The sequence below is a fragment of the Streptomyces hoynatensis genome (assembly GCF_003626535.1).
GTDB lineage: Bacteria > Actinomycetota > Actinomycetes > Streptomycetales > Streptomycetaceae > Streptomyces > Streptomyces hoynatensis.
In genome coordinates, this window is the sequence record NZ_RBAL01000003.1 from 406,471 (window position 1) to 429,019 (window position 22,549).

Below are 22,549 nucleotides of genomic sequence, written 5' to 3' on the forward strand. Positions count from 1 at the left end.
CGGGGCCGGACGGGACCGGGGTGGGGGCGGCGGGGTCGGAAGAGGGCACGGTGTGGCTCCTCGCTCGTCGGGGTGCGGGTCGCGCCGGGCCGCCGGCCGCTCGCCTGCCGGCTGCGGGGCGGGGAAACCGGACGCGGTGGTCGAACGCGGCGGCTCTGGCTGGGGGACAGGGCTCGGGGATCGGCGTGTGGGGAGGGCGCGGGGCGGCGGAGAGAATCGGGTGATCGGTGGCGGGAGGTGGCGGAGGGGGGCGGGAGATGGCGGGGGGCGGGGGAGGGGGCGGCCGGGCGCCGCCGCCCTCAGGGGGTGAGCAGGCGTCCCGCGGTGAAGCGGTCGGTGATCAGGACGTTGACCAGGCCCCCGCGCAGGGCCCCGCGAACGGCCTCGGTCTTGCGCCGCCCGCCGGCCACGGCGACGCTGCGCGGGACGGCCCGCAGCCGCCCGGGCGAGATCCCGATGACCCGGTCGGCGGTCCCGGCGTCCACCGGCGCGCCGTGGGCGTCGAAGAACCTGAGGCAGACGTCGCCGACGGCGCCGGCGGCCCGCAGCCCGGCGAGTTCCGCGGCGGAGAACACGTTGCCGCTGCTCGCCAGGACCCGGGAGGGCTCCAGGGAACCGATGCCGACGAGGGCCACGGTGATGCTGTCGAACAGGCCGATTCCGGCCGCCACGAACGGGTCCTCCCGCAGCGCCCGCGCGCTCGCCGCCGAGCCGGCGACCCCGGGGGAGGGCAGGTGGACCGGGCTGCCGTGCAGCACCCGCGCCATCCGGTCGGTCAGCCGGTTCGCGTGCTCGGCCGCGGCGGGGTCGCCCACCCCGCCCAGCACCTGCACCACCCGCACCCCGCTCAGCCCGGGAACCGGCTGGAGGTGGTCCACCAGCGCGAGCAGGGAGGCGCTCCACGAGGAGATGCCGATGACGTCGCCGGAACGCAGCGTGGCCTCCAGGTAGTAGGCCGCGGCGGCGCCGAGTTCCGGCAGGAGGTGCTGCTCCTCGTCCTCGGCGGCCTCGACGACGAGGGCGAGTTTGAGGCCGTAGCGCTCCTGGAGGGCGCCTTCGAGGTCGGGGTGCGTGCCGGCCGGGGCGGAGACGGTGATCCGGACGATGCCGTGCCGTTCCGCCTTGTGCAGCAGGCGCGACACCCGGGCCTGGGAGAGCCCGAGGCGCTGCGCGATCTGCGGCTGCCGCACGCCCTCCGTGTGGTACATGCGGGCCACGCGCGTCATGATGCGCAGTTCCTCCGGGGACGCCATCGCCTCTCCTCCGCCCCTTCCTCGCGGTCCTCGTGCCGAAGTTCCCCTCGCTGCTTTCCCGTTGGTGCCGCTCGCCGTCCGTTCTCCGCCTCGTGGGCAGGGGCCTGGCGCCTTGACGGCCCCGAGGGGGAAGGTTAGCTTACGTTGCATCAACATTCACTGCTGAATAAATATTCGCACCGGTGGCGAGGGCGACTCCTCCCGAACGCGCCGCGGCGCCCGCGCCCGGTGCCTCCCCGTGCCTCGTCCGGGGCCGCCGCGCGCCGGCCGCCGAGCCCGCCGCCGCGCGCCCCTTCCCACGAGCCCGCCACCGGAAAAGCGCCACCGCCAGGCCCGCACCCGAGCAGCGAGGGACACCACGATGACCGGCAGCCGCAACGGCCCCTACCAGGCGAACTGGCCCTCCCTGCGCCGCCGTCGCCTCCCGTCCTGGTTCGCCGACGCCAAGTTCGGGATCTGGTCCCACTGGGGGCCGCAGTCGGTGGCGATGGCGGGCGACTGGTACGCCCGCCACCTCTACGGCCCCTACGCGGGCACCGAGGACTTCGAGCAGAAGCGCTCCCGGCGGCAGGCGGCCAGGCACCGCGACCGCTACGGCCACCCCTCGGCGTTCGGCTACAAGGACCTGGTCCGCCTGTGGCGCGGCGAGAAGTTCGACCCCGAGGCGCTGATGGACCGCTTCCGGCGCACCGGGGCGCGCTACTTCGTCTCCATGGCCGCCCACTGCGACAACGTCGACCTGTGGGACTCCCTCCACCAGCCGTGGAACTCCGTCACCCTCGGCCCCCGCAGCGACATCGTCGGCCGGTGGGCCGCCGCGGCCCGCGGCGCCGGGCTCCGCTTCGGCGTCAGCATGCACGCCGGCTCCTGGACCTGGCGCTGGCTGGACGCCGCCTTCGCCGCCGACGCCGAGGGGCCCAGGGCCGGCGTGCCCTACGACGGGCACCTCACCGCCGAGGACGGGCGCGGCACCTGGTGGGAGGGCCTGGACCCGCGCGACCTCTACGGCCCGCCCCGCCGCCCCGGCGACCCGCCCACGCCGGAGTTCATCGACAACTTCTACGCCCGCCTGCGGGACGTCACCGACCGGTACGCGCCCGAGCTGGTCTACCTCGACGACTCCCGCCTGCCCTTCGACGAGGGCAGCGTCTGCGCCCCCGAGCCGCCGAGCCCCCGCGGCCTGGAGTTCCTGGCCCGCTACTACAACGCCGTCCCCGAGGGAGTGGTGAGCATCAAGACCATCCCCGAAGAGGACCGGCAGGCGGTGCTGCTCGACGTCGAACGGCAGCAGCTGGGCGCCCCCGACCCGCACCCGTGGCAGTACGACACCAGCATCGGGGACTGGTTCTACAGCATCGGCGAGCGCTACAAGACCGCGGGCGAACTCGTGCACCTGCTCGTCGACACGGTCAGCAAGAACGGCTGCCTGCTGCTGAACGTCCCCCAGCTGCCCGACGGCAGCATCGACGAGGACACCGAGGCCGTCCTGGACGGCATCGGCGCCTGGATCGACGTCTGTGGCGCCGCGCTCTTCGGCACCCGCCCCTGGCGCGTCCACGGCGAGGGCCCCACCGGGGTGGCGGGCGAGAAGGCACGCGAGCAGGCCCTCCCCTACACCGACCTGGACATCCGCTACACCTGCCGCGACGAGACGGTGTACGCGTTCCTCATGGCCTGGCCCGCCGGGCGGGCCCAGGCCCACCTCACCAGCCTCGGCACCGCAGCCGGCCACCTCGGGCGCCCGCCCCGCCGGGTGGAACTCCTCGGCGACGGAAGGCCGTTGTCCTTCGAGCAGTCGGCCGGTGCGCTCCGCGTCGACCTCCCCGGCTCCCCGCCCACCGCCCACGCCCAGGTCCTGCGCATCGAGTGAGGCCCGCCCCCCGGCCGCGGGGGAACGCGCCCGGCCGTGCGCCCGGCGGCGGCCCGCGGAGGAGGCCGCCGCCGGCCGCCGCCGGGGCGCGGGCGTCACACGTCCCGCCTGCGCAGCGCCGTGGCGGCGCCGCCCAGGGCGAGCAGCGTGTAGCCGGCCACCAGCGCCAGCGAGGGCCAGGCCCCGAGCGAGCCGACCGCCTGCGCGTCGGCGTCCGCCGACTGCGTCAGCTTTTCGAGCGCCGCGGTCGGCGAGGCGCCCGCCACCCAGCGTTCCGCGGGACCGAACAGCGGCCCCAGCATCGAGGGGAGCAGCAGCAGCGCGACGACCGTGGTGAGGGCGCCCGCGGCGTGCCGCAGCAGCGTCCCCACCGCGAGCCCGAGCAGCCCGGCGACCGGGAACAGCGCGGCGACGCCGAGCAGCGCCGGCCAGGGCTCGCCCTGCGGGCGGTCCTCCGCGAGCATCGCGTCCCCCACCAGGTAGGCGCACGTCGCCGAGGCGAGCGCCGCGAGGAACAGCACCCCCGCGACCAGCGCCACCTTGGCCGCGAGCACCGTGCCCCGGCGCGGCACGGCGGTCAGCGTCGTGGCGATGGTGCCGCTGCCGTACTCGCCCGAGATCACCAGGACCCCGGTCACCGCGGCCAGCGCGAGCGCCGGCACGGCCAGGGTCAGGGCGCCGCCGAGCACCGTGTCCTCCGGCTGCAGGCTGCCGGTCGCCGCGACGAACGCGGCCCCCGGCACCGGCAGCACCGCCATCACCGCCCACGTCCACACGGTCGAGCGCACGGAGCGGAACTTCAGCCACTCGTGGGCCAGCGCCCACCCGAAGACGCGGGCGCTCACGACGCCGCCCCCGCCCGCTGCCCGGCCACCGGCTGCGCCATGGCCGTGTACACCTCCTCCAGGGAGGAGGGGCGCGGGGTCAGCTCGTGGACCGTCAGCCCGTGGGCCGCGGCCAGTTCCCCCACCGTGGGCGCGTCCAGGCCCTCCACCAGCCAGCCGCCGTCCCCGGCGCTCACCCGGCCCCCGGCCGCGGCCAGCACCTCGCGCAGCCGCTCCGCCTCGGGCGCCCGCACCAGCGTCACGGTCCGCGAGTTGCGGGCGATGACCTCGGCCAGCGGCGCGTCGGCCAGCAGCCGGCCGTTGCCGAGGACGACGAGGTGATCGGCCGTCAGCTCCATCTCGCTCATCAGGTGGCTGGAGAGGAACACGGTCCCGCCCCGTGCCGCCCGTTCCCTGAGCAGCTCCCTGACCAGGCGGATGCCGTCGGTGTCCAGGCCGTTGACCGGCTCGTCGAGGATGAGGACCTCCGGGTCGCCGAGCAGGGCGGCGGCCAGGCCCAGCCGCTGGGACATCCCCAGCGAGAAGCCCTTCGCCCGCCGCGCCGCCGTCTGCGGCCCGAGGCCGGTCAGCCGCAGCACCTCGGCCACCCGCCGCCGCGGGATGCCGCCGGCCGCGGCCAGCCCGGCCAGGTGGTGGTACGCGGACCTGCCGCCGTGCACCGCTCGCGCGTCGAGCAGCGCGCCCACCGTCCGCAGCGGCGCGGTCAGTTCGCGGTAGGGGCGGCCGCCGATCAGGGCCCTGCCCGAGGTCGGCCGGTCCAGGCCGAGGATCATCCGCAGGGTGGTGCTCTTCCCGGCGCCGTTCGGGCCGAGGAAGCCGGTCACCCGCCCGGGCCGCACGGTGAACGACAGGCCGTCCACGACCGTCGCCGTGCCGAATCTCTTGGTCAGCCGATGCACTTCGATCATGTCCGTGCACGCTAGGCGCGCCCCGGGCGCCGGACATCCGGCGAGCGGAGTCGGCGCCTACGACGCCGGGAGTACGCCGCCGGGGGCGCCCGCGCCCGGGCCGGCGCCTCCCCGCGTTCCCTCAGGGGCCCCAGAGCTCGCCGCTCGGCCGCACCAGGCCCGTCTCGTAGGCCAGGACGACCAGCTGGGCCCGGTCGCGGGCGCCGAGCTTGGTCATCGCGCGGCTCACATGGGTCTTCGCGGTCAGCGGGGACATCAGCAGCCGGCGGCCTATCTCCTGGTTGGACAGGCCGGCGCCGACCAGCGTCAGCACCTCGCGCTCGCGGCCGGTGAGGGGGGCCAGGCGGGCGGCCGCCTCGGTCAGCGGGGTCTGCAACCTGGCGAACTCCTCGATCACCCGGCGGGTCACCGCGGGCGCCAGCAGGCTGTGCCCGGCGGCCACCGTGCGGATCGCCGACCGCAGCCCGGCGGGCTCCACGTCCTTCAGCAGGAACCCGGCCGCCCCCGCCCGCAGGGCCTCGAAGACGTACTCGTCGGCGTCGAACGTCGTCAGGATCAGCACCCGCACCGCGTCAAGCGCCGGGTCGGCGGCGATCCGGCGCGTCGCGGCCAGCCCGTCGAGCCCCGGCATCCTGATGTCCATCAGCACCACGTCGGGGCGGGTCTGCCTGGCGCAGGAGACGGCCCGCTCGCCGTCGGCCGCCTCGGCCACGACCACCAGGTCGTCCGTCAGGTCGAGCAGGGCGCGGAACCCGGCGCGCACCACGGTCTGGTCGTCGGCGAGGAGCACGCGGATCACGCGGCGCCCCCCTCGTACGCGGGCAGCCGCGCGCTGACCCGGAAGCCGCCCGAGGGAAGCGGGCCGTAGGACAGCGTCCCGCCGAGCGCCGTGGCGCGTTCGCGCATGCCGAGCAGCCCGAAGCCGGCGGGCCCTGGCGCCGCGGCCGCCGGGCCCTCGTCGTCGACGGTGACGGCGAGGTCGCCGTCCACGGCGGCGAGCCGCACGGTGGCGTGGCGGGCGGCCGAGTGCTTCACCACGTTGGTCAGGGCCTCCTGGACGATGCGGTAGGCGGCCAGTTCCACGGCCTGCGGCAGCGGCGGTCCCGCGGCGTTCTCCAGCGTGATGCGCAGGGTGCCGGGCAGGTGGGCGAGCAGCCCGGGCAGGTCGGCCAGCCGCGGGGCGGGCACCGTCGGCGGCGCGGCCGGGTTCTCCCGCAACAGGGCGACGGTGGCGCGCAGTTCCCGCATCGCCTCCCGGCCCGAGGCGCCGACCTGCCCCAGGGCCTCGCGGGCGAGCTCGGGCCTGCGGTCCAGCGCCTCCAGCGCCACCGAGGCCTGCACCGTCATCGCCGAGACCGTGTGGGCCAGCACGTCGTGCAACTCCCTTGCCAGCAGGATGCGTTCCTCGCGCAGCCGGCGGGCCGCCTGGGCCGCGGCCAGTTCCCGGCGGCCCCTGATCACCTCGCCGAGCAGGAGCGGCGCGAGCGGAACGGCCATCTCCAGCAGGGGAGAGGGCACCGGGCGGCCCTCCTGCCGTCCCGAGAGGACGGCCGCGGTCACCGCGAGCAGGGAGGTGACCGCGGCGATGCGCAGGGTGCGGCGCCTGCTGCCGGTCACCGCGACCGAGTAGAGCGAGAGCATCGCCGGCAGGTTCAGCAGCTCGCCGACGTGCCCGTACAGGGTCCACGCGAGGCAGCCGCCCTGGGTGACCGCCACCGAGACCGGCGGCAGCCGCCGGTGCAGGAGCAGCCCCGCCAGCGAGAAGGCGAGGATCAGCCAGCTGACCCAGGTGGCCTCCCGGGAGCCCGGCACGGTGCGCAGGAGGTCGGCCGCGGGCAGGCAGCCGACCCCCACGGTGATGAGCGCCGTTCGCATACCGCACACCGTACGAGCGGTGCCCGCCCGGAAGGTACACCGCCGGGAGTAGCCGGCCGCCACCGGAACGGCCCCCTCGCGGGTGGCCCCCGCGCCGTCCGCGGCCCAGCCTGGGGAGGGGAAGAGGCGCACGGCGGAGAGAGGGCCGGCATGGAGGAACCGCGCGGTAGGTCGCCCGGCGCCGTCGACCGCCGCTGGCCCAGGGCGGCCGGCGTGCTCGCGATGGGCCTGGGCGGCGCGCTCGCCCTGGCCTCGGGAAGGCTGTCCCGGCCCCAGCTGTACGCCGCGCTCAACTGGGGCGCCCTGCTGGTGCACCAGTTCGAGGAGTACGAGGACCCGGGGTACTTCCCCGGGCAGTTCAACCGCGGCCTGTTCGGCAGCGACCGGCCGGGGGCCTACCCGCTGAACGCCCGCGCCGCGCTGTGGACCAACACCGCCCTGGCCTATCCGTTCTACGCCCTGCCCGTCCTGCTGCCCGGCCGGAGGTGGCTGGGGATCGCGCCCGCCCTGCTCGGCATGGCGCAGGCCGTCAGCCACGGCCTGCTCTTCCCGCTCAAGGCCGGCGCCCGCTACAGCCCCGGCTTCCTCGCCGCCGGCCTGCTGCACGTCCCGCTCGGCGTGCGCTACCTGGCGGCGATCGCCGAGGAGGACGGGAGCATCGACCGCGCCGACTGGGCCAGGGGCGTGCTCTACGCCGCCGCCTTCGCGGCGGCGACGGCCGCGCCCCAGGCCCTGCTGCGCGACCCGGACAGCCCCTACCGCTTCACCGACCGGCAGCTCGGCCCCTACACCGGGGGCTGAGTCCGGGCCCCGGGCCGCACCCGGGGGTGACGGCGGCCCCGGCCGCCGGTCGTGCTCTCCCCCTGGCCTCCCGGGAACCGGGCACCGAAGTGCGCCGTCTGCTCCGCGAGTTGTGTGTCGACCTCGGCTTCTGCCTGCCGCCGGTGGAGTCCCGCAGGCTGGAGCGCGAGCCGCCGGGCGACGCGGACGCCTTCGCCGGGGCGGTGTGCGCCCCGAGGGGCTCGATCCGCGAGCGGACGCGGCACTGTGGCACCGGGGGCGGGGCCTGCTGCCGCGGCACATGCGTCACTGGGACTCCCGGCCCGGGGCCGCCGGACCGCCACGGTGAGGCGGCCGGGCCCGCCCCGGCCGGCGGCCCGGCGGGCACCCGCCGCCGGGCGGGGCCGTGCGCCGGCCGCCGAAGGCCGCGGGAGCCCCGCGCGCGGCCCGGGTGCCGCAGCTCAGGCCCGCCAGCTCGCGGCGAAGGCCCTGGCCGGGTTGCGCCGGTAGAACAACTCGACCGCCTCCGCGCCCAGTTCGCGCTCGATGCCCTCGCGCAGCCCGGCCGGCAGGTGGGGCATGCCGGGGCCGCCCCCGGTGGCCGCGCGCGCCGCCGCGGTCGTGGTGTCCCCGCCGATCAGCACCCGCTCGGCGCATCCCGCCTCGACGAGGGCCCGCAGGCACTCGGGCAGCCGCCAGTCGGTGGCGTGGTGGGCCCGCGAGGGCCCGTCGAAGGCCAGGTAGGCCCCCGCCTCGGCGGCCCGCCTGTGGGTCGCCGAATCCGGCGCCCGGTTCAGGTGCCCCAGGATGACGGAGCCGGGCGGAACGCCGTGGCCGCCGCAGAGCGCGTCCAGCACCGCCAGGGCCGCGGTGCCGCCCTCCAGGTGGACCCCGATCGGCGCGCCCGTGGCGTGGTGGGCCTCGGCGGCGGCGGAGAAGACGAACCTGGCGTGCGCGTCGAGGACGTGGAAGGAGCCGGCCACCTTGATCATCCCGGCCCGCACGGGAGGCGCGCCGCCCGCCGGGCCCGCCTCGCCTGCGCCCGCCGCGCCCCCGGTGAGGTCGGCCACGAAGCGTTCGGCGAGGCCGGGCAGCAGCCGGCGCAGGCGGCCGGGGGCGTAGTGCGCGGCCTGGTGCAGCCCGGTGGCCGCGATCAGGTGCACGCCGGTGGCCGCGGACAGCCGCGGGAGCAGGTCCATGCGCCGGCCGAGCCCCAGCGGCGTCCACTGGGCGACCGCGCCCCCGCCCACCGCCGCGAAGGCCCGCAGCTCGGCCTCGGCCGCGGCCTCGTCGTCGAGTTCCTGCCCCGGCAGCAGCGGGCTGCGCAGGAACAGGTGGTCGTGGGCGTCGCACAGCCCGAGGCGGCCGGGGGCGATGTCGCCCAGGACCGTGCGGACGGCGGGCCGTGGCGCGTTCACGGGCGCCGCCCCGCGTCCCGAGCCGGCCGCCCGGCCTGCCCCTCCTCCGTCCGGTCCCTCCCGGCGAGGGCCGCCGCGGCGGCCCGCAGCCCGGCGAGCGCCCGCGGCACGCCGACGTAGGGGGCCAGGTGCACGAACACCTCGGTGATCTCCTCGGGCGTCATGCCCACCCGCAGGCCGGTCTTCACGTGCCCCGACAGCTGCGGCTCGACGCCGCCGAGCGCGGTGAGCGCGGCCAGGTTGGCCACCTGCCGGTCGCGCGGCGACAGGCCGGGGCGCTGGTAGGTGCCGCCGAAGAGCGCGGTCACGATCCAGTCCGCGAAGCCCGGCGCCAGGGCCTCGGCCCCCGGCAGCGCGGCCCGCTGCGTGTCCTCGTCCTGGAGGACGTCCAGCAGCGCGTACCCCGCCTCCCGGTCCAGTCGTGCGGGCCGCAGCCCCGCCCTCCAGTCCTCGGTCTCCGCCATCTCCGTGGTTCCTTCCCCTGATGTAACGGCTGGCCCGTTACGACGGGGGGAGCCTAGCACGTGTAACGTCAAAGCCGTTACACTCGGGGGGTGGCTGCACACCCCTCCCTCGCCTTCCGCTTCGACTGCGGCGCGACCTGGCTGAACCTGCTGGCGACCCGCGGCAGCGCCTTCGGCGCCCACCCCGCGGAACGGCTCGCCACCCCCGCCCTCCTCGCCGAGTGGCTCGACAGAAGCGAACTCGCCCCCCGCACGGCCCCGGCGCAGGCGGACCTCGAAGAGGCGTGGCGGCTGCGGGAGTTGCTGCGCTCCGTGGCCCTGCCCACCGCGGCCGGCCAGACCCCGCCCGCCGAGGCCGTGGCCGAGCTGAGCGCCTACCTCGCCCGGCGCGAGGAGCCCCTGCGGCTGCGCCTGGGGGACCGCCTGGTGCGCGAGGGCCCGGCCACCGCCGCCGCGGCCCTGGGCCGGATCGCCCGCCAGGCCGCGGAACACCTCACGGGACCCGAGCGGCACGCGCTCAAGATCTGCCCCGAGTCCGACTGCCGCGGCCTGTTCACCGACGCGGGCGGCCGGCGCCGCTGGTGCCCCTCGCCCGCCTGCGCCAGCCGCGGCCGGGTGCGGGCCCACCGCGCCCGCCGCGGCGCCACCCCGCCGCCCGCCCCCACCGGCTGACCCGCCTCCGGGGACCGCCGCCCCGGGCGGACCCGGGCCCGGCGGCGCCTCCCCGCGGACTGCCGCCGGGCCCCCACCCGGGCGGACGGCTCAGGGGCGCACCAGCAGGACGTTGCCCAGGCTGCGCTCGCCGGTCGCGTCCGAGGGCCGGTTCACGATGCCGAGCCCGGCCGCGGTCATCACGGTGGAGCCGCCGCCGTCGAGGTTGAGCGCCTCCCGGGCGCCAAGCAGCTGCATCAGCTCGGCGGCCTCCGAGACGCCGAGCCCCTCGCTGTACCCTGCCTGCCTGCCGTCCAGGGCCACCAGCAGCAGCCGGCCCCGGCCGTCGACGCCGATCATCGAGCGCGGGTTGCTCCGCACCGCCCAGTTGTAGGTGAACGTCAGGTCCGTGCCCTCGTGGACGAGGCCGTCCGCCACCGCGTCGACCGAGATCCTGCCGTCCCGCACCAGGGTGGGCCCGACCTGGAGGATCGTGGTGTCCGGGGTGAGCGGCACCCGGTGGCCGCGGCCGTCCTCCACGCGCCGCTCGATGCCCAGCCGGGCGCCGACCCGCGCGTGCGCGAGCAGCCAGTCCGCGCTCTCGCCGATGGCCTGCACGGTGGTGCCGCCCTCGGGCACACGCGCCCCGCGCTCGGCGTGCACCGCGGTCACCCTGCCGTGACGGTCGAGCACCACCTCGGCGCCCGCGCCGCCGGGCACGGTGCCGTACTCGGGGGTGAACTCGACGAGTTCGCTGCTGTCGGTGCAGGTCAGGTCGTGCTGGGGCCGCTCGGTCGGCTGGTCGCCGCCGACGCCGCCGCAGTTGGGGACGACGCCGGGAATCCGGTTGACGCCGTCGATCTCCGCGGTGGCACCCCCGGCCCGCAGCGTCAGGTGCGCGGTGTAGGTGTCCACGTCGACGTGCCGGCCGCCGCCGGTGATCCGGATGCCGCCACGGCCCTGCGTCGCGGAGCCGAGGATCTTCCCGTCCTGGACGAACAGCCCGGCGGGCGCGCCGTTGTAGAACCACTGGGCGTTGATGCCGGCCAGCGCACCGGCCGCCGTGGCCAGCTCGGTCAGCGGCTCGGTCCCGTTCACGGTGGGCCCGTAGTCGGTGCCGACCGTGCCGGTGAACTGCCGGAAGTCCACCCGCACCACGTGCACCTGCTGCGGCGCCTGCGGGTCGGTGCCGTCCTGCGCGGTCCAGCGGGCCTGGCCGGTGAACCCGGCCGCCTTGACGCGGTTGAGCATCGCCGTCGCCTCGGCCTGGTCGGACCAGCTGCCGATGCGCACGATCCAGCCCAGCGTGCCGGCCGGGCGGTCGGCCCACTGCGGGCTGGTCACCTGCTCGACGCGCGGGTCGAAGCCGGCGTCGCGCAGCGCGCCGGCCACCCGGTCCGCGGTGGCGCGGGGCCCGAGTCCGGTGTTCGCGGTCCCGAAGGGGCCGTCCGGCTCCGCGGGCAGGTAGACGTGCACGGTCCAGTGGTCGTCGGCGTTCCGCTCGCCGAGCCGGAGCGAGGTGAGGGTGACGCCCGGCGCGAGCCGGGTGGTTTCCGGGGCGGCGCTCAGCGGCAGCGAGCCGCCGAAGAACGAGGCGCCGTCGCCCTGGGGGACTTCGCCTGCCGCGGCGGCCGGCGTCGCGATCGTCACGGCGGTCAGGGCGGCCACGGCGAGCGCGGCCCGGCGGAGTCTGCCGATCATGTGCGGTGCTCCCTCCATGAGGTGTGAGGACCCGGGGATTCAACGGCCCGTGCATGGCCGCCACGCGTTGACCGTGTGGAGCTTTCCCCGCCTTCGGGTGAACGCCGCCACCTCTCCCGGGAAGGGAAAGGGGAACCCCGTGCCGCCGCCCCGCCCCGGCCGCCGGGTACCCGGGGGCCGTTCGCGGCCGGCGGCCACGCCGCTCAGCCGCGCGCGCGGAGATACCCCTCCAGCTCCGCGGCCCCGGCCAGCATCGCCCGGCCGCGGGCGGAGAGCCGGGCGCGCCAGTCGGCCAGCGCGGCCCCCAGCGGTTCGAGGCCGCCGGCCGTCCGCACCCGCGCGATCAGCGGGCCGATCTGCTCCAGGGGGTAGCCGCCGCGCCGCAGCTGGTGGGTCAGCCGGGCGTCCCGCACGGCGGCCTCGTCGAACACCCGGTACCCGGTCCGCGGGTCCCGGCGCGGGCGCACCAGCCCGGCCCGCTCCCAGGCGCGCAGCGTCGCGGGCCGGAGGCCGAGCCGCCTCGCCAGCGGCCCGATGAAGAGGCCGGGCCCGGGCGCCGCGTCCTGCCCCCTCCCCGCGTCGGGAGCGGGCGCGGGGCCGGGCGCCAGGTCGCGAAGGGCGCCCGCCACGGCCTGGAGGGTGCGCCGGTCGTCGAGGAGCTGGGCGTGGCTCTCGTCGAGAAGGCGCAACGCCTCCTCGACCGCGCCCGCGTTCACCTCCCGCATGATCGCCGCCGCCGTCCGGTGGCCGTGCCCGGGCACCAGGGCGAGGAACGCGCGCAGGGCCCGCGCGTGCAGCGGGGTGTAGACGCGGTAGCCGTGGGAGGTGCGGGCGGCGGGAGGAAGGATGCCGGCCTCCTCGTAGTTCCTGACCGCCTGCGTGGACAGGCCGTGCGCGCGCGCCAGGTCAACCGGCCTGAGCCGCCCCCCACTTTGAAGGTTTCGTCCCACGTCACGGACGATATCGCGGAAAAGTTTCCACTGGGGCTTCAACGATACGGTGGAGGTCATGGCTATCGGCATCACCGGCACCCTCCGCGCCTTCGAGGCTTCCGCCGTCCTGGGGCTGCTTCCGGCCCGCCCCCGTCTCCTGGCCCTCGGCGAGCCCGTCCACGGCGAGGACGCGCTGCTCGGCCTGCGCAACGAGCTGTTCCGGCAACTCGCCGAGCAGGAGGGCTTCCTGACGATCGCAATGGAGAGCGACTGCCTGCGGGGCCTGCTCGTCGACGACTACGTCACCTCGGGCCAGGGCACCCTCGACGAGGTCATGGAGCGCGGCTTCAGCCACGCCTGGTGCAACGTCCACCCGGCCAACCGGGAGCTGGTGCGCTGGATGCGCGCCCACAACGAGGGCCGCCCCGCGTCCGCGCGGCTCCGCTTCGCCGGCTTCGCCGGCCCGCTGGAGATCGAGAGCGCCGAGAGCCCCCGGCAGGCCCTCACCGCGCTCCACGGCTACCTCTCGGCGTGGGGAGACCCCGGCCTGCTGCCCTGCACCGCGCGGACGCTCGACCGCCTGCTCGGCCCCGACGACCGGTGGACCGATCCCGCCGCGATGCGGGACCCGGCGCGCTCCGTGGGGCGCTCGGCCGAGGCCGGGCGGCTGCGGCTGCTCGCCGACGACCTGGCCGAGCTGCTCGCCGAGCAGACCCCGCACCTGATCGCGGCCGGCTCGCGGGAGGAGTGGGAACGGGCCCGCCTGTACGCGCGCACCGCCACCGGCCTGCTGCGCTACCACCACGCGATGGCCGACCCCTCACCGGCCCGCATGGGGCGGCTGTGCGCGCTGCGGGACGCGATGATGGCCCGCAACCTCCTCGCCCTCGCCGCCCGGGGCCCGGTGCTCGTGCACGCCCACAACTCCCATCTCCAGCGGGCGAAGAGCGCGATGGGAACCTGGGAGGGACCGGTGGAGTGGTGGAGCGCCGGGGCCCTGGTGAGCGCCGAACTCGGGCCGCGGTACGCCCTCCTGACCACGGCCCTCGGCACGCTCCGGCACCGGGGCGTGGACACCCCGCCCCCCGGCACCGTGGAAGGGCTCCTGTACGCGCTGCCCGGGGAGCGCTGCCTCGTCGACGCGCCCCGGCTGGCCGCCGCCCTCGCGGCCGCGCCGCCCGCCGCCCGCGTCTCCCCCTGGTTCGGCTATGCCCCCCTCGACCCGGCCCACCTGGCCGAAACCGACGGGCTCGTGTTCGTCAAGGACGCCGGGCGGGCCGGGCAGGCGCCCTGACGGCGCGCCGGGGGGTGGCCCCTCAGGGCGCCCCGGGGGCGCCCGGCGGCTCCTGACCCGCGGCCAGGCGGGACAGCGCCGCCAGGAACGGACCGCGGTCGGCCTCGGGCAGCGGGGCGAGGACCCGTTCCTGGACGCGGGCGAGGACCCCGTCGAGCCGGGACAGCTGCCGCAGGCCGGCCGGCGTGATCGACACGATGTTGCGGCGCCGGTCGGTGGGGTCGGGGGTGCGCCGGATGTGGCCGAGGCCGGCCAGCTCGTTGAGGGCGGCCACCACGTCGCTGCGGTCGATGCCCGCGTGCCGCCCGAGCGCGGCCTGGCTGGCCGGGCCGAACTCCTCCAGGGCCGCGAGCAGCCGGTAGTGGTAGCCGTGCGCACCGGCCTCCGCGAAGCCGGCGGCCAGCAGCCGGTGCGAGTGCGCGGCCGCCCGGCCGAGCAGCCACGTCGGCAGATCGCGCACGCGTGCGGGCATGGCTTCTTTGTTCGTGGACTCCGTCGGCATGGTCACCAGTGTAGGGATTGTGGGCACGCCCAACGAAAGGTATCGTTGGCGCGGCCAATGTTGGTTGTGTCAATCATTCCGAGGAGTGTCATGGCTTCCGCGACCGAACTCCCCTTCGGCACCAGGCTGATCGGGGAGACCGAGAAGGCGCTCAATGCGATACTGCGGCGGCTGCTCGCCGGCTCCGGGGTCGGCGAGCCCCAGTGGGTCACGCTCAACGTGGCCATCGCCGCGGGCGGAGCCCTGGACGAGGGGGCACTCGCCGGCCGGCTGGCCCAGGTGCGCAAGGTCACCGGGGAGGACGCGCGCGCCCGCCTCCGCGAGCTGGAGGAGCACGGCCTGCTGACCGTCCTCGCGGACGGCGGCCCGGTCGTGCCGACGGCGGCGGGCCTGGACTTCCGGCGGCGCGTCGCGGCCCGGGTCGAGGAGCTGACCGCCCGCCTGTGGGGCGACCGCCCCGAGGCGGAACTGGCCGCCGCGGGCGCGCTGCTCAACACCGTGCTCGCCCGCGCGAATAAGGAACTCGCCGGCCCGTGACCGCCTCCCGGCGGGCGCCGGGCGCGACGCCGCGCCCGCCCCGGCGGCGGCCCGCCGCCCGTGACCGCCCGCCCGCGCCCGCCCCGCGGGGCGCGCGGGAGCCGGGGCGCACCCCGGCCAGGGGAGCGCCGCGGCCTACCCGCCCACGGACAGGCGCCAGGGCCCGTCGGTCTCCACGCGCAGCAGCCCGGGCCCGGGCACCGGGGCGAGGACGTCCAGGTGCCCGATCTCGTTGACCAGCAGCTCCTGCTCGTCGTGCGGCCAGTCCGGGTCCGTGGACTTCACGATGTGGTGGAGCGTCACGTTCGACTCGCCGCGGTGCTGGAAGGACAGCACCCCGCCGGGTCCCTCGTACACCAGCAACTCGGGCCCGGCGCCGTCGAGCGCGTGCGTCAGCCGCCGGGCCCGGCCCACGGGCAGCACCCGCGCCGTCCACGGGGTGTCGGCCTCCACGCGCAGGCTCAGCGGCCGGTCGGCCGGGACGGTGGCCAGGCCGCTGGCGTGCACCTCGTCGGCGTACGTCACCAGCACCTCCTCATCGGTGCGGCCGTACGCGTCGCAGGTGTGCACGGCCACCGAGATGCTGCCGCGGCAGGCGACCTCGACCATCACCCAGTGGCCGGGCGGAAGGCCGGGCGGGCAGGTGAAGCGCTGGTTCCCCCGGCCCTGGTGGACGTGGGGCGCGAAGCCGGCCGCGAGATCCTCCAGGCCCGGGGCGAGGGCGGAAACCGGAACCGGGGCCGGTGCGGGCCAGGCCGGTGCCTGCGGCGGGAGACCCGGCGCGGCCCCCGGAACCGCGGGCGCCCAGGGCGCGCCCTGCGGGTGCGGCCCCGGCTGCGGGAAGGCGGGCGGGGCGGCGGGCGGAGGCGGGTAGGGCGCCGCAGGGCCCGGGCCGGCGGGCCGGGGAGGGGCGGCCGGCGCCGTGGGCCCGGGAGCCGGCTCGTCGACCGCGACGCCGAAGTCCCGCGCCAGGCCCGCGAGTCCCGAGTCGTACCCCTGGCCGATCGCCCGGAACTTCCAGCCGCCGCCCCTGCGGTAGAACTCGCCGAAGAGGAACGCCGTCTCCGTCGTCGCGTCGCCGATCGCGAACCGGGCGACCTGGACGCCGTCCACGGTGCCGACCCGGACCGCGAGGCCGGGTATCTGCCCGAAGGTTCCCCCGTCGGCCGAGGCGGCGACGACGATCCGGTCCACCGCGGCCTCCACCCCGGCGAGGTCGGCCCACAGCCAGTCCGAGGTCGGCGCGCCCGCCTCCCCGCCGGACTTCCCGAGGTGGCGCACGGCGCCCGAGGGGTGCTCGCGCTGGTTGAAGAAGACGAAGTCCGCGTCGCCGCGCACCCGTCCCGAGGCGCCGAGCAGCAGCGCGGACACGTCCACGTCCGGCACGCCGGGGCCGGCCTGCCAGTCGACGGCCACGTGCAACGGGCCGCCGGGAACAGGCGCATTGGCCCCCTTGGGCAGTTCACTCATGTGGAGATCTTCGCACGGGTGGCGGACAGTGCGGTCACCCTGTGGACAAACGGTGAGGCCCGCGGCGCCCGGGACGGCGGGCGGCCCGCCGCCCGGCCCGGCGGCGGCCGGGGAACTCCCGTTCAGGAGGCGCCGTAGGCGGCCAGGGCGACGACCAGGACGAGCGCCAGCACCCCGACGCCGACCCACCCGAGCACGATCCCCGCGGTGGCCATGCCGCCGCCCCCCTCGTGGCGCTCCTGGATCTGCCTGCGCGCCACGTAGCCGAAGATCAGCGCGAGGATGCTGCCCACCCAGTAGATCCACACGATGCCCAGCACCATGGAGGCGATGGCCATCCCGTTGGTCCGCGGCGGCGGCGCGTAGTAGTAGACCGGCCGGCCGGGCGCCGCGTACATCGGCGGCTGCGGAACGGCCCCGGGCGCGGGGGGCGGGCCGGCGGCCGGCGGCACCGGCGCGTGGGAGCCGGGAACGCCTTCCTCGTCTCCGGGGGGCGAACCCGGGGCGGGCGGCACGGACATGAGACCTCCTCGGCAGCGGACAACCTGGCCGCAGGTTTCCACGCCGCCGCCGGGAGGGGTCCCGAAGCCGGCGGCGGCCCGGGGCGGCCCGTGCGGCGGCGGGTGCGGCGGCCGGGCGCGGAAAACCTCTGGCCGGGCCGCCCCCGGCTCAGTACGGTCGCGGCCATGGCGAGTGCGCAGGCCGGGGAGGCGACGGTGCGGTGTGCGGGCGGGGGAGAGGCGGCCGCGCACGTGCGGCGGCCGGCCTTCCCCGCCGGCCGGCCGGGCGCCGCCGGGCGCCGCAGCCGGTGAGGGGCGATGCCGGGTCCGCCGTGTCCGCGGCCCGCTCCGGCGGACCGGCCTGGGCGCTGCTGCTCGTCCTGTGCGGGGCCGTCTTCCTCGAGGGCAGCGACATCGCCCTGCTGGCCGTTGCCCTCCCCACCATCCGCGCCGACCTCCGACTCGGCACCGGCGCCGCGGCGTGGCTGCTGAGCGGCTACGTGCTCGGCTACGCCGGGTTCACCCTGATCGGCGGCCGGGCGGCCGATCTGCTGGGCAGGCGGCGGATGTTCGTCTCCTGGCTGGCGGTCTTCCTGGTCTTCTCCCTGCTGGGCGGCCTCGCGACCGAGGGCTGGATGCTGGTGGTGGCGCGGTTCGCCACCGGCGTGGCGGCGGCCTTCATGACCCCCGCCGCCATGTCCCTCATCACCACCTCCCACCCGGAGGGGCCGCGGCGCGACAAGGCCCTGCTGGTCTTCGCGGGGGTCGGCGCCGCCGGCTTCTCGCTCGGCCTCGTCCTCGGCGGGCTGCTGACCGAACTCGGCTGGCGCTGCGTGTTCTTCGCCCCGGCCGTCCTGGCCGGGGCCCTGCTCCTCGCGGCGCTCAGGCTGCTGCCTGCCGAGGCCCGCCCCGAGCCCGTGCCCGGCGGCTACGACCTGGCCGGCGCCTGCTGCGCCGCCGCGGCGATGCTGCTGTTCGCCTACGGCATCGTCCGGCTCGAACACCGCGGCGAGGGCCTGGGCCTCACGCTCGGCGCGCTCGCCGCCGGGCCCGCGCTGGCCGCGGCGTTCCTCCTGATCGAGCGGCGCGCCACGGCGCCGCTCGTCCGGCCGGGAGTCCTGCGCAACGCCACGATGATGCGGGCCGGCCTCGGCGCGCTGCTCTTCCTGGGCGCGTTCTTCGGCTTCCAGTTCATCGTCACGCTCTACCTGCAGGAGCTGCGCGGCTGGTCCTCGCTGCGGACCGCGCTCGCGCTGGTCGTCATGGGCTGCGACGCCGTGCTGGCGCCGGCCCTCACCCCGCGCCTGGTCCGCCGCCACGGCAACGCCCGGGTGATCCTCGGCGGCTTCCTGCTGGCCGTCGCGGCCTACGGGCTCTTCCTGCCGGTCGGGAAGGACTGGCCCTACGCGGCGATGTTCCCGGCCCTGTTCCTCGCGGGCGCCGCCTTCGCCCTCGCCTACGGTCCGCTCACCATCGCGGCGACCGGCAGCGTGGCCGAGGCGGAACAGGGCCTGGCCGGCGGGCTGCTGTACACGTTCACCCAGTTCGGCTCGGCGATCGGGATCTCCGCGGCGACCGCCGTGTACGGGATCGCCGAGGCCGGCACCGACGGCTCACCGGACGCGGTGCTCCACGCCTACCGCACCGCGCTCCTCGTCCCGGTGGCCATGGTGCTCCTGGGAGCGGCCGTCTCCGCCTTCGGCCTGCGCGGGAAACCCGGCGGCGCCTTCGGCCCGCGCGGGAAACCCGGCGGCGCCTTCGGCCTGCGCGGGAAACCCGGCGGCCGGGCCGGGAGCGCGGCGCCCGCGGCCGGGGACGAACTCCGCGACGGCGTTCCGCGGTGAGCCGGGGCGTTCCGCCGCCGTCGCCGCCGGGGCGCGCCGCGGGCGCGTCCCGCCCGCCGAAACCCACTGGATGCACCGGGCCTTCGCCGCCGAGCATGTGCCCATGGTGGATCCTTCCCTGTACGCGGCGTTCCTCCTCGCCGCCTTCGTCCTGTGCGTCACCCCGGGCCCCGACATGATGTTCATCGTGGCGATGGGCGGCCGCGGCGGCCCCTCGGCCGGGGTGATGGCCGCGTTCGGCGTGGCCTGCGCCATGCTCGTCCACGCGGTGGCCGCGGCACTGGGGCTCTCGGCCCTCTTCACGGCGCTGCCGGCCCTCTACCACGTGCTGCGCTGGGCCGGCGCGGCCTATCTGCTGTACCTGGCCTTCCGGGCGTTCCGCGACCGTTCGCTGCCGGGCGGGGCGGACGGGGAGTCCGGCCCCGGCGGCCGGCGCGCCTTTCTGCGGGGCGCGCTGGTCAACCTGCTCAACCCGAAGGTGATCGTGTTCAACGTGGCCTTCCTGCCGCAGTTCGTGGACCCGGGACTCGGCCACGTGCCGGGCCAGTTCCTGCTCCTCGGCGTCACGATCGTCGTCATGGGCTTCTGCGTCGACGGGACGGTCGGCCTGCTCGCCGGGAGGCTCGCCGGGCTGCTGCGCCACAGCCGCCGGGTGGCGCGGGCGCTCGACCTCTTCAGCGGGACGGTGTTCGCGGGGCTGGCCCTGCGGCTGGCGGCCACGCCCAAGTAGGCCGCGCCGAAGGCCCCTTCGGCCCGGACCCGGCCTCGGGCCCCTGCCGCCGCGCAGCCCTTCTACAGCCGGACGGTGGTGCCGGGCGCCAGGAGCTCGACCGGAATGCCGGTCAGGCCCTGTTCGCCGAGGAATCGGGCGGTGGACTGCCGGCCGAGCTCGCTGAGCATCAGCTCGTGGATCTGGATGACGCGCTCGGGCCCGACCGCGCGGACGTAGTCGGCGGCCTCACCGAGCTTCGTCCAGGGCCCGCTGGTCGGCAGCAGGAGGGTGCGCACGGGGACGCCCGGCGCGAAGTAGGCGTCGCCCGGGTGGTAGACGGCTCCGTCGTCGAAGAGGTAGCCGACATTGCCGGGGCAGGGGATGTCGGCGTGGATCGGCGCGTGGCGATGGCCGTGGACGGTGACGGCGAACGAACCGACGCCGAAGGCATCGCCCGCGGCGACGGCCTGCACGCGGCCACCGTGGCCGCCGAGGGTGTCCGCGACCGCGGCGGTCGCATAGACCCGCAGCCGGGGCCGGGCTTCGAGAGCTTCGGCGACGAGTCCCTCGTCGAAGTGGTCGACGTGTTCGTGCGTGATCAGGACCGCCTGCGCCCGGGCGACGGCTTCCGCTGCCTCGGGGGTGAAGGTGCCGGGGTCGATGACCAGGCGGGTGCCGTCCTTCTCAAGCGTGACGCAGGCGTGGGCATGCTTGGTGAGCTTCATGGCGGACCTCTCCGACCCGGGGAATATCTACAGAGAGACTGTACACCTTGGTTGTAGATATGGGCGGACCTGGTCGCCGTCGGCCGCCGGGCCGGGGCGCACCGTGGCGCCCCTCGGCCCCGGGCGCACCGTCGCGTCTCCCTTCTCCGTTCGGCGGTTGCCGGCCCCGGTGTACAGTCCGGTCGTGGACGTGGGCAGGGGCGGGGCGGCGGACGGCGACCGGCTCGCCGAGGAACTCCGCCTGACCATCGGGCATCTCGTACGCGCGGTGCGCGCGGCCGACACGATGCCGCCAGGCGAGGCCGCCGTCCTTGGCTACCTGGACCGCGGCGGCCCGCTGACCACCGCCGACATCGCGCACCGGCGGGGGGTCAGCCACCAGTCGGCCGCCAAGGCGGTCAAGGTGCTCGTCGGTCAGGGCCTGGTGCGCGCCGAGGCTCACCCCGACGACGGGCGCAAGCTCCTGCTCCACCTCACGCCGGCGGGAAGCAGCCGTCTGGCCGAGGAGCGCCGAAGGCGTGCGGCCTGGCTCGGCGCGGCCGTCGACGAGGTCCTCGACTCCGGGGAGCGCGAGGCGCTCGCGGCGGCGCTGCCCCTGCTGGCACGCCTGACCGCACGCTTGCAGGCCGGGGAGGCCCGGCCCCCGCGGGATTCCGACACCGCGGTCAGGCGGTGACGGAGAGCACCAGCTTGCCCCGGGTGCGGCCGGCCTCGCCGCGGACGTGGGCCGCGGCGGCCCGTTCGAGCGGGAAGGTCTCCGCCACCTCGACGGCGACCTGGCCGGCGTCGATCAGGCCGGCGATCGTCGTCAGCGCGGCACCGTCGGGCTCGACCAGGAAGGGGCTGACCCGGACGCCGGCCGCCTCGGCGGCCCGGGCGAGTTCCGGGGACACCCCGGCCGGGACCGCGACCAGCAGGCCGCCGGGGCGCAGGACCTGCACCGCGCGGGTGCCGGTCCGGTCGTGGGCATCGCCCACCAGGTCGATGACGACGTCGACGGCCGCGGTGACCTCCTCGAAGCGGGTGGTGGTGTAGTCGACGGTCTCCTCGGCCCCGAGCCCCTTCAGCCAGGCGTGCCGGGCCGCGCTTGCGGTGGCGATCACCTGCGCGCCCAGGTGCCGGGCGAACTGGACCGCGAAGTGGCCGACCCCGCCCGCGGCGGCGGTGATCAGGACGCGCCGGCCGGCCCGGACGTGGGCGGTGTCGACCAGGGCCTGCCAGGCGGTCAGCGCCGCCAGCGGCACCGCGGCGGCGTGCACGTGGTCCAGGGTGGCGGGCTTGCGGGCGAACTGCCGGGCCGGGGCGGTCACATACTCCGCGTAGGCGCTCGCGGCGCGCGGGAACCACGGCATGCCGTACACCTCGTCACCGGCCTTCAGCGTGGTCACGCCGAAGCCGACCTCCTCCACCACTCCGGACACGTCCCAGCCGAGGGTGAACGGCGGCTCGCCCAGCACCCCGGCCATGCCGGTGCCGGAGCGGGTCTTCCAGTCCACCGGGTTGACCCCGGCCGCCTGCACCCGCACCAGCACCTCGGTGGGCAGCGGCGCCGGGCGCGGCACCTGCCGGACCCGCAGCACCTCCGGGCCGCCGAAACCGTCTTGGACCACCGCGCGCATCGTGTCTGCGGACATGCGTCATCTCCGGTAAGGAATCCCGTGGAACGGCCCTTCACGGCCCTTCCCCTGACGCCGACGACGCTAGCCCCGGGGATATGGTTACCTTCAAGGCCACGTACTTCCCCTTGGGAAGTGACCTGGTGAGGAAGGGTGAGGAGAGGGAGCATGACGACCACCTGCCCCAGCGGCCGTCACGCGCACCACGACGTCTACGCCGGCCAGTGCCCCTGCCGGCCCCTGCTCGACCTGCTCGCCAACAAGTGGTCCGCTCTGGCCATCGGGGCCCTCGAGGACGGGCCCCGGCGCTTCGGGGAACTCCAGCGCCGGCTCCAGGGCGTCAGCCCCAAGGTGCTGACCCGGACGCTCCGCCGCCTGGAGGACTTCGGTCTCCTCGACCGCACCGTCTACCCCGCGGTTCCCCTGCATGTCGAGTACGCCCTCACCCCGCTGGGGCGCAGCGCCGCCATCCCGCTCAACGCGCTCCGCTCGTGGGCCGAGGAGAACATCGACCAGGCCCTCCGCTCGGAGCCGGTCGCGCCGTAGCCGGGTGGCCCGGCGCCCGCCGGAGCGGGCGTCACCACGCGTGGATGCCGGCAGCTCCTGGGGGAAGGAGCTGCCGGGCGCGGGCACTGCCGGGGCGCGAGACCGG

The 22,549-nt window shown here is 76.6% G+C and carries 24 protein-coding genes; 10 read left to right on the forward strand and 14 right to left on the reverse strand.

Annotation, left to right across the window (positions count from 1 at the left end; translation table 11 throughout):
* Positions 1-299: 299 nt before the first annotated feature.
* On the reverse strand, positions 300-1,253 hold the full coding sequence (locus D7294_RS07560; RefSeq protein ID WP_120676850.1) for a sugar-binding transcriptional regulator: 954 nt from the start codon (positions 1,251-1,253) through the stop codon (positions 300-302).
* 361 nt (positions 1,254-1,614) lie between these two features.
* On the opposite strand from D7294_RS07560, the gene D7294_RS07565 reads away from it, so the two are divergent.
* Positions 1,615-3,123: an alpha-L-fucosidase gene (locus D7294_RS07565; RefSeq protein ID WP_120676852.1), complete on the forward strand. Its 1,509-nt coding sequence runs from the start codon at positions 1,615-1,617 to the stop codon at positions 3,121-3,123.
* 95 nt (positions 3,124-3,218) lie between these two features.
* Here D7294_RS07565 and D7294_RS07570 read toward each other — a convergent pair whose 3' ends face one another.
* The 4 genes from D7294_RS07570 to D7294_RS07585 form a co-directional block, all read right to left on the reverse strand.
* Positions 3,219-3,968, reverse strand: a complete 750-nt coding sequence (locus tag D7294_RS07570; RefSeq protein ID WP_241562172.1) for an ABC transporter permease subunit — start codon at positions 3,966-3,968, stop codon at positions 3,219-3,221.
* Complete coding sequence (locus D7294_RS07575; RefSeq protein WP_120676854.1) at positions 3,965-4,876, reverse strand: ATP-binding cassette domain-containing protein; 912 nt, start codon at positions 4,874-4,876, stop codon at positions 3,965-3,967. Before D7294_RS07575 ends, D7294_RS07570 begins: the two co-directional genes overlap by 4 nt.
* Positions 4,877-4,997: 121 nt before the next feature.
* Positions 4,998-5,675, reverse strand: coding sequence for a response regulator (locus D7294_RS07580; RefSeq protein WP_120676856.1), 678 nt, complete (start codon positions 5,673-5,675; stop codon positions 4,998-5,000).
* On the reverse strand, positions 5,672-6,751 hold the full coding sequence (locus D7294_RS07585; RefSeq protein WP_120676858.1) for a sensor histidine kinase: 1,080 nt from the start codon (positions 6,749-6,751) through the stop codon (positions 5,672-5,674). The genes D7294_RS07580 and D7294_RS07585 overlap by 4 nt, the downstream gene beginning before the upstream one ends.
* A gap of 150 nt (positions 6,752-6,901) precedes the next feature.
* Here D7294_RS07585 and D7294_RS07590 point away from each other — a divergent pair, with 150 nt between their 5' ends.
* The gene (locus D7294_RS07590) at positions 6,902-7,552 is read left to right on the forward strand and encodes an HXXEE domain-containing protein (RefSeq protein ID WP_120676860.1); all 651 of its coding nucleotides are present in this window, start codon (positions 6,902-6,904) and stop codon (positions 7,550-7,552) included.
* A 440-nt stretch (positions 7,553-7,992) separates the two neighbouring features.
* Here the strand turns inward: D7294_RS07590 and D7294_RS07595 are convergent, their stop codons facing one another.
* Positions 7,993-8,949 carry a phosphotriesterase family protein gene (locus D7294_RS07595; RefSeq protein WP_120676862.1) on the reverse strand — a complete coding sequence of 319 codons (957 nt, stop codon included), beginning with the start codon at positions 8,947-8,949 and terminating at the stop codon, positions 7,993-7,995.
* A complete protein-coding gene (locus D7294_RS07600) occupies positions 8,946-9,413 on the reverse strand; it encodes a carboxymuconolactone decarboxylase family protein (protein WP_120676864.1) in 468 nt (155 codons plus the stop codon). Before D7294_RS07600 ends, D7294_RS07595 begins: the two co-directional genes overlap by 4 nt.
* Before the next feature lie 90 nt (positions 9,414-9,503).
* Here D7294_RS07600 and D7294_RS07605 point away from each other — a divergent pair, with 90 nt between their 5' ends.
* Positions 9,504-10,085: a CGNR zinc finger domain-containing protein gene (locus D7294_RS07605; RefSeq protein ID WP_120676866.1), complete on the forward strand. Its 582-nt coding sequence runs from the start codon at positions 9,504-9,506 to the stop codon at positions 10,083-10,085.
* 90 nt (positions 10,086-10,175) lie between these two features.
* Here D7294_RS07605 and D7294_RS07610 read toward each other — a convergent pair whose 3' ends face one another.
* A complete protein-coding gene (locus D7294_RS07610; RefSeq protein WP_158674583.1) occupies positions 10,176-11,765 on the reverse strand; it encodes a phosphodiester glycosidase family protein in 1,590 nt (529 codons plus the stop codon).
* Positions 11,766-11,968: 203 nt separating this feature from the next.
* Positions 11,969-12,715 (reverse strand): TioE family transcriptional regulator, encoded by a 747-nt coding sequence (locus D7294_RS07615; RefSeq protein ID WP_120676886.1) that lies wholly within the window; start codon positions 12,713-12,715, stop codon positions 11,969-11,971.
* A 58-nt stretch (positions 12,716-12,773) separates the two neighbouring features.
* On the opposite strand from D7294_RS07615, the gene D7294_RS07620 reads away from it, so the two are divergent.
* Entirely contained in the window at positions 12,774-13,991 is a 1,218-nt protein-coding gene (locus D7294_RS07620) for an erythromycin esterase family protein (protein ID WP_120677135.1), read from the forward strand.
* Between the two features lie 22 nt (positions 13,992-14,013).
* On the opposite strand, the gene D7294_RS07625 is transcribed toward D7294_RS07620, so the two are convergent.
* Positions 14,014-14,493: a MarR family winged helix-turn-helix transcriptional regulator gene (locus D7294_RS07625; RefSeq protein ID WP_120676888.1), complete on the reverse strand. Its 480-nt coding sequence runs from the start codon at positions 14,491-14,493 to the stop codon at positions 14,014-14,016.
* A gap of 90 nt (positions 14,494-14,583) precedes the next feature.
* Between D7294_RS07625 and D7294_RS07630 the strand changes: the two genes are divergently transcribed.
* Positions 14,584-15,030, forward strand: a complete 447-nt coding sequence (locus tag D7294_RS07630) for a MarR family transcriptional regulator (RefSeq protein WP_120676890.1) — start codon at positions 14,584-14,586, stop codon at positions 15,028-15,030.
* Positions 15,031-15,165: 135 nt separating this feature from the next.
* Here the strand turns inward: D7294_RS07630 and D7294_RS07635 are convergent, their stop codons facing one another.
* The gene (locus D7294_RS07635; protein WP_120676892.1) at positions 15,166-16,500 is read right to left on the reverse strand and encodes a TerD family protein; all 1,335 of its coding nucleotides are present in this window, start codon (positions 16,498-16,500) and stop codon (positions 15,166-15,168) included.
* A 122-nt stretch (positions 16,501-16,622) separates the two neighbouring features.
* Positions 16,623-17,021 carry a DUF4190 domain-containing protein gene (locus D7294_RS07640; RefSeq protein WP_120676894.1) on the reverse strand — a complete coding sequence of 133 codons (399 nt, stop codon included), beginning with the start codon at positions 17,019-17,021 and terminating at the stop codon, positions 16,623-16,625.
* Between the two features lie 165 nt (positions 17,022-17,186).
* Here D7294_RS07640 and D7294_RS33665 point away from each other — a divergent pair, with 165 nt between their 5' ends.
* The 3 genes from D7294_RS33665 to D7294_RS07655 all read left to right on the forward strand — a co-directional run bounded on the left by D7294_RS33665 (position 17,187) and on the right by D7294_RS07655 (position 19,574).
* Positions 17,187-17,312: a hypothetical protein gene (locus D7294_RS33665; RefSeq protein WP_277751073.1), complete on the forward strand. Its 126-nt coding sequence runs from the start codon at positions 17,187-17,189 to the stop codon at positions 17,310-17,312.
* A 20-nt stretch (positions 17,313-17,332) separates the two neighbouring features.
* On the forward strand, positions 17,333-18,844 hold the full coding sequence (locus D7294_RS07650) for an MFS transporter (protein ID WP_241562173.1): 1,512 nt from the start codon (positions 17,333-17,335) through the stop codon (positions 18,842-18,844).
* 103 nt (positions 18,845-18,947) lie between these two features.
* Positions 18,948-19,574, forward strand: coding sequence for a LysE family translocator (locus tag D7294_RS07655; RefSeq protein WP_120677139.1), 627 nt, complete (start codon positions 18,948-18,950; stop codon positions 19,572-19,574).
* Between the two features lie 62 nt (positions 19,575-19,636).
* Here D7294_RS07655 and D7294_RS07660 read toward each other — a convergent pair whose 3' ends face one another.
* Complete coding sequence (locus D7294_RS07660) at positions 19,637-20,281, reverse strand: MBL fold metallo-hydrolase (RefSeq protein WP_120676897.1); 645 nt, start codon at positions 20,279-20,281, stop codon at positions 19,637-19,639.
* 184 nt (positions 20,282-20,465) lie between these two features.
* On the opposite strand from D7294_RS07660, the gene D7294_RS07665 reads away from it, so the two are divergent.
* Entirely contained in the window at positions 20,466-20,957 is a 492-nt protein-coding gene (locus tag D7294_RS07665; RefSeq protein ID WP_241562174.1) for a MarR family winged helix-turn-helix transcriptional regulator, read from the forward strand.
* On the opposite strand, the gene D7294_RS07670 is transcribed toward D7294_RS07665, so the two are convergent.
* Positions 20,947-21,915: an NADP-dependent oxidoreductase gene (locus D7294_RS07670; protein ID WP_120676900.1), complete on the reverse strand. Its 969-nt coding sequence runs from the start codon at positions 21,913-21,915 to the stop codon at positions 20,947-20,949. The two genes, D7294_RS07665 and D7294_RS07670, sit on opposite strands and share 11 nt — an antisense overlap.
* A gap of 150 nt (positions 21,916-22,065) precedes the next feature.
* Between D7294_RS07670 and D7294_RS07675 the strand changes: the two genes are divergently transcribed.
* Complete coding sequence (locus D7294_RS07675) at positions 22,066-22,443, forward strand: winged helix-turn-helix transcriptional regulator (RefSeq protein ID WP_120676902.1); 378 nt, start codon at positions 22,066-22,068, stop codon at positions 22,441-22,443.
* Positions 22,444-22,549: the final 106 nt, after the last annotated feature.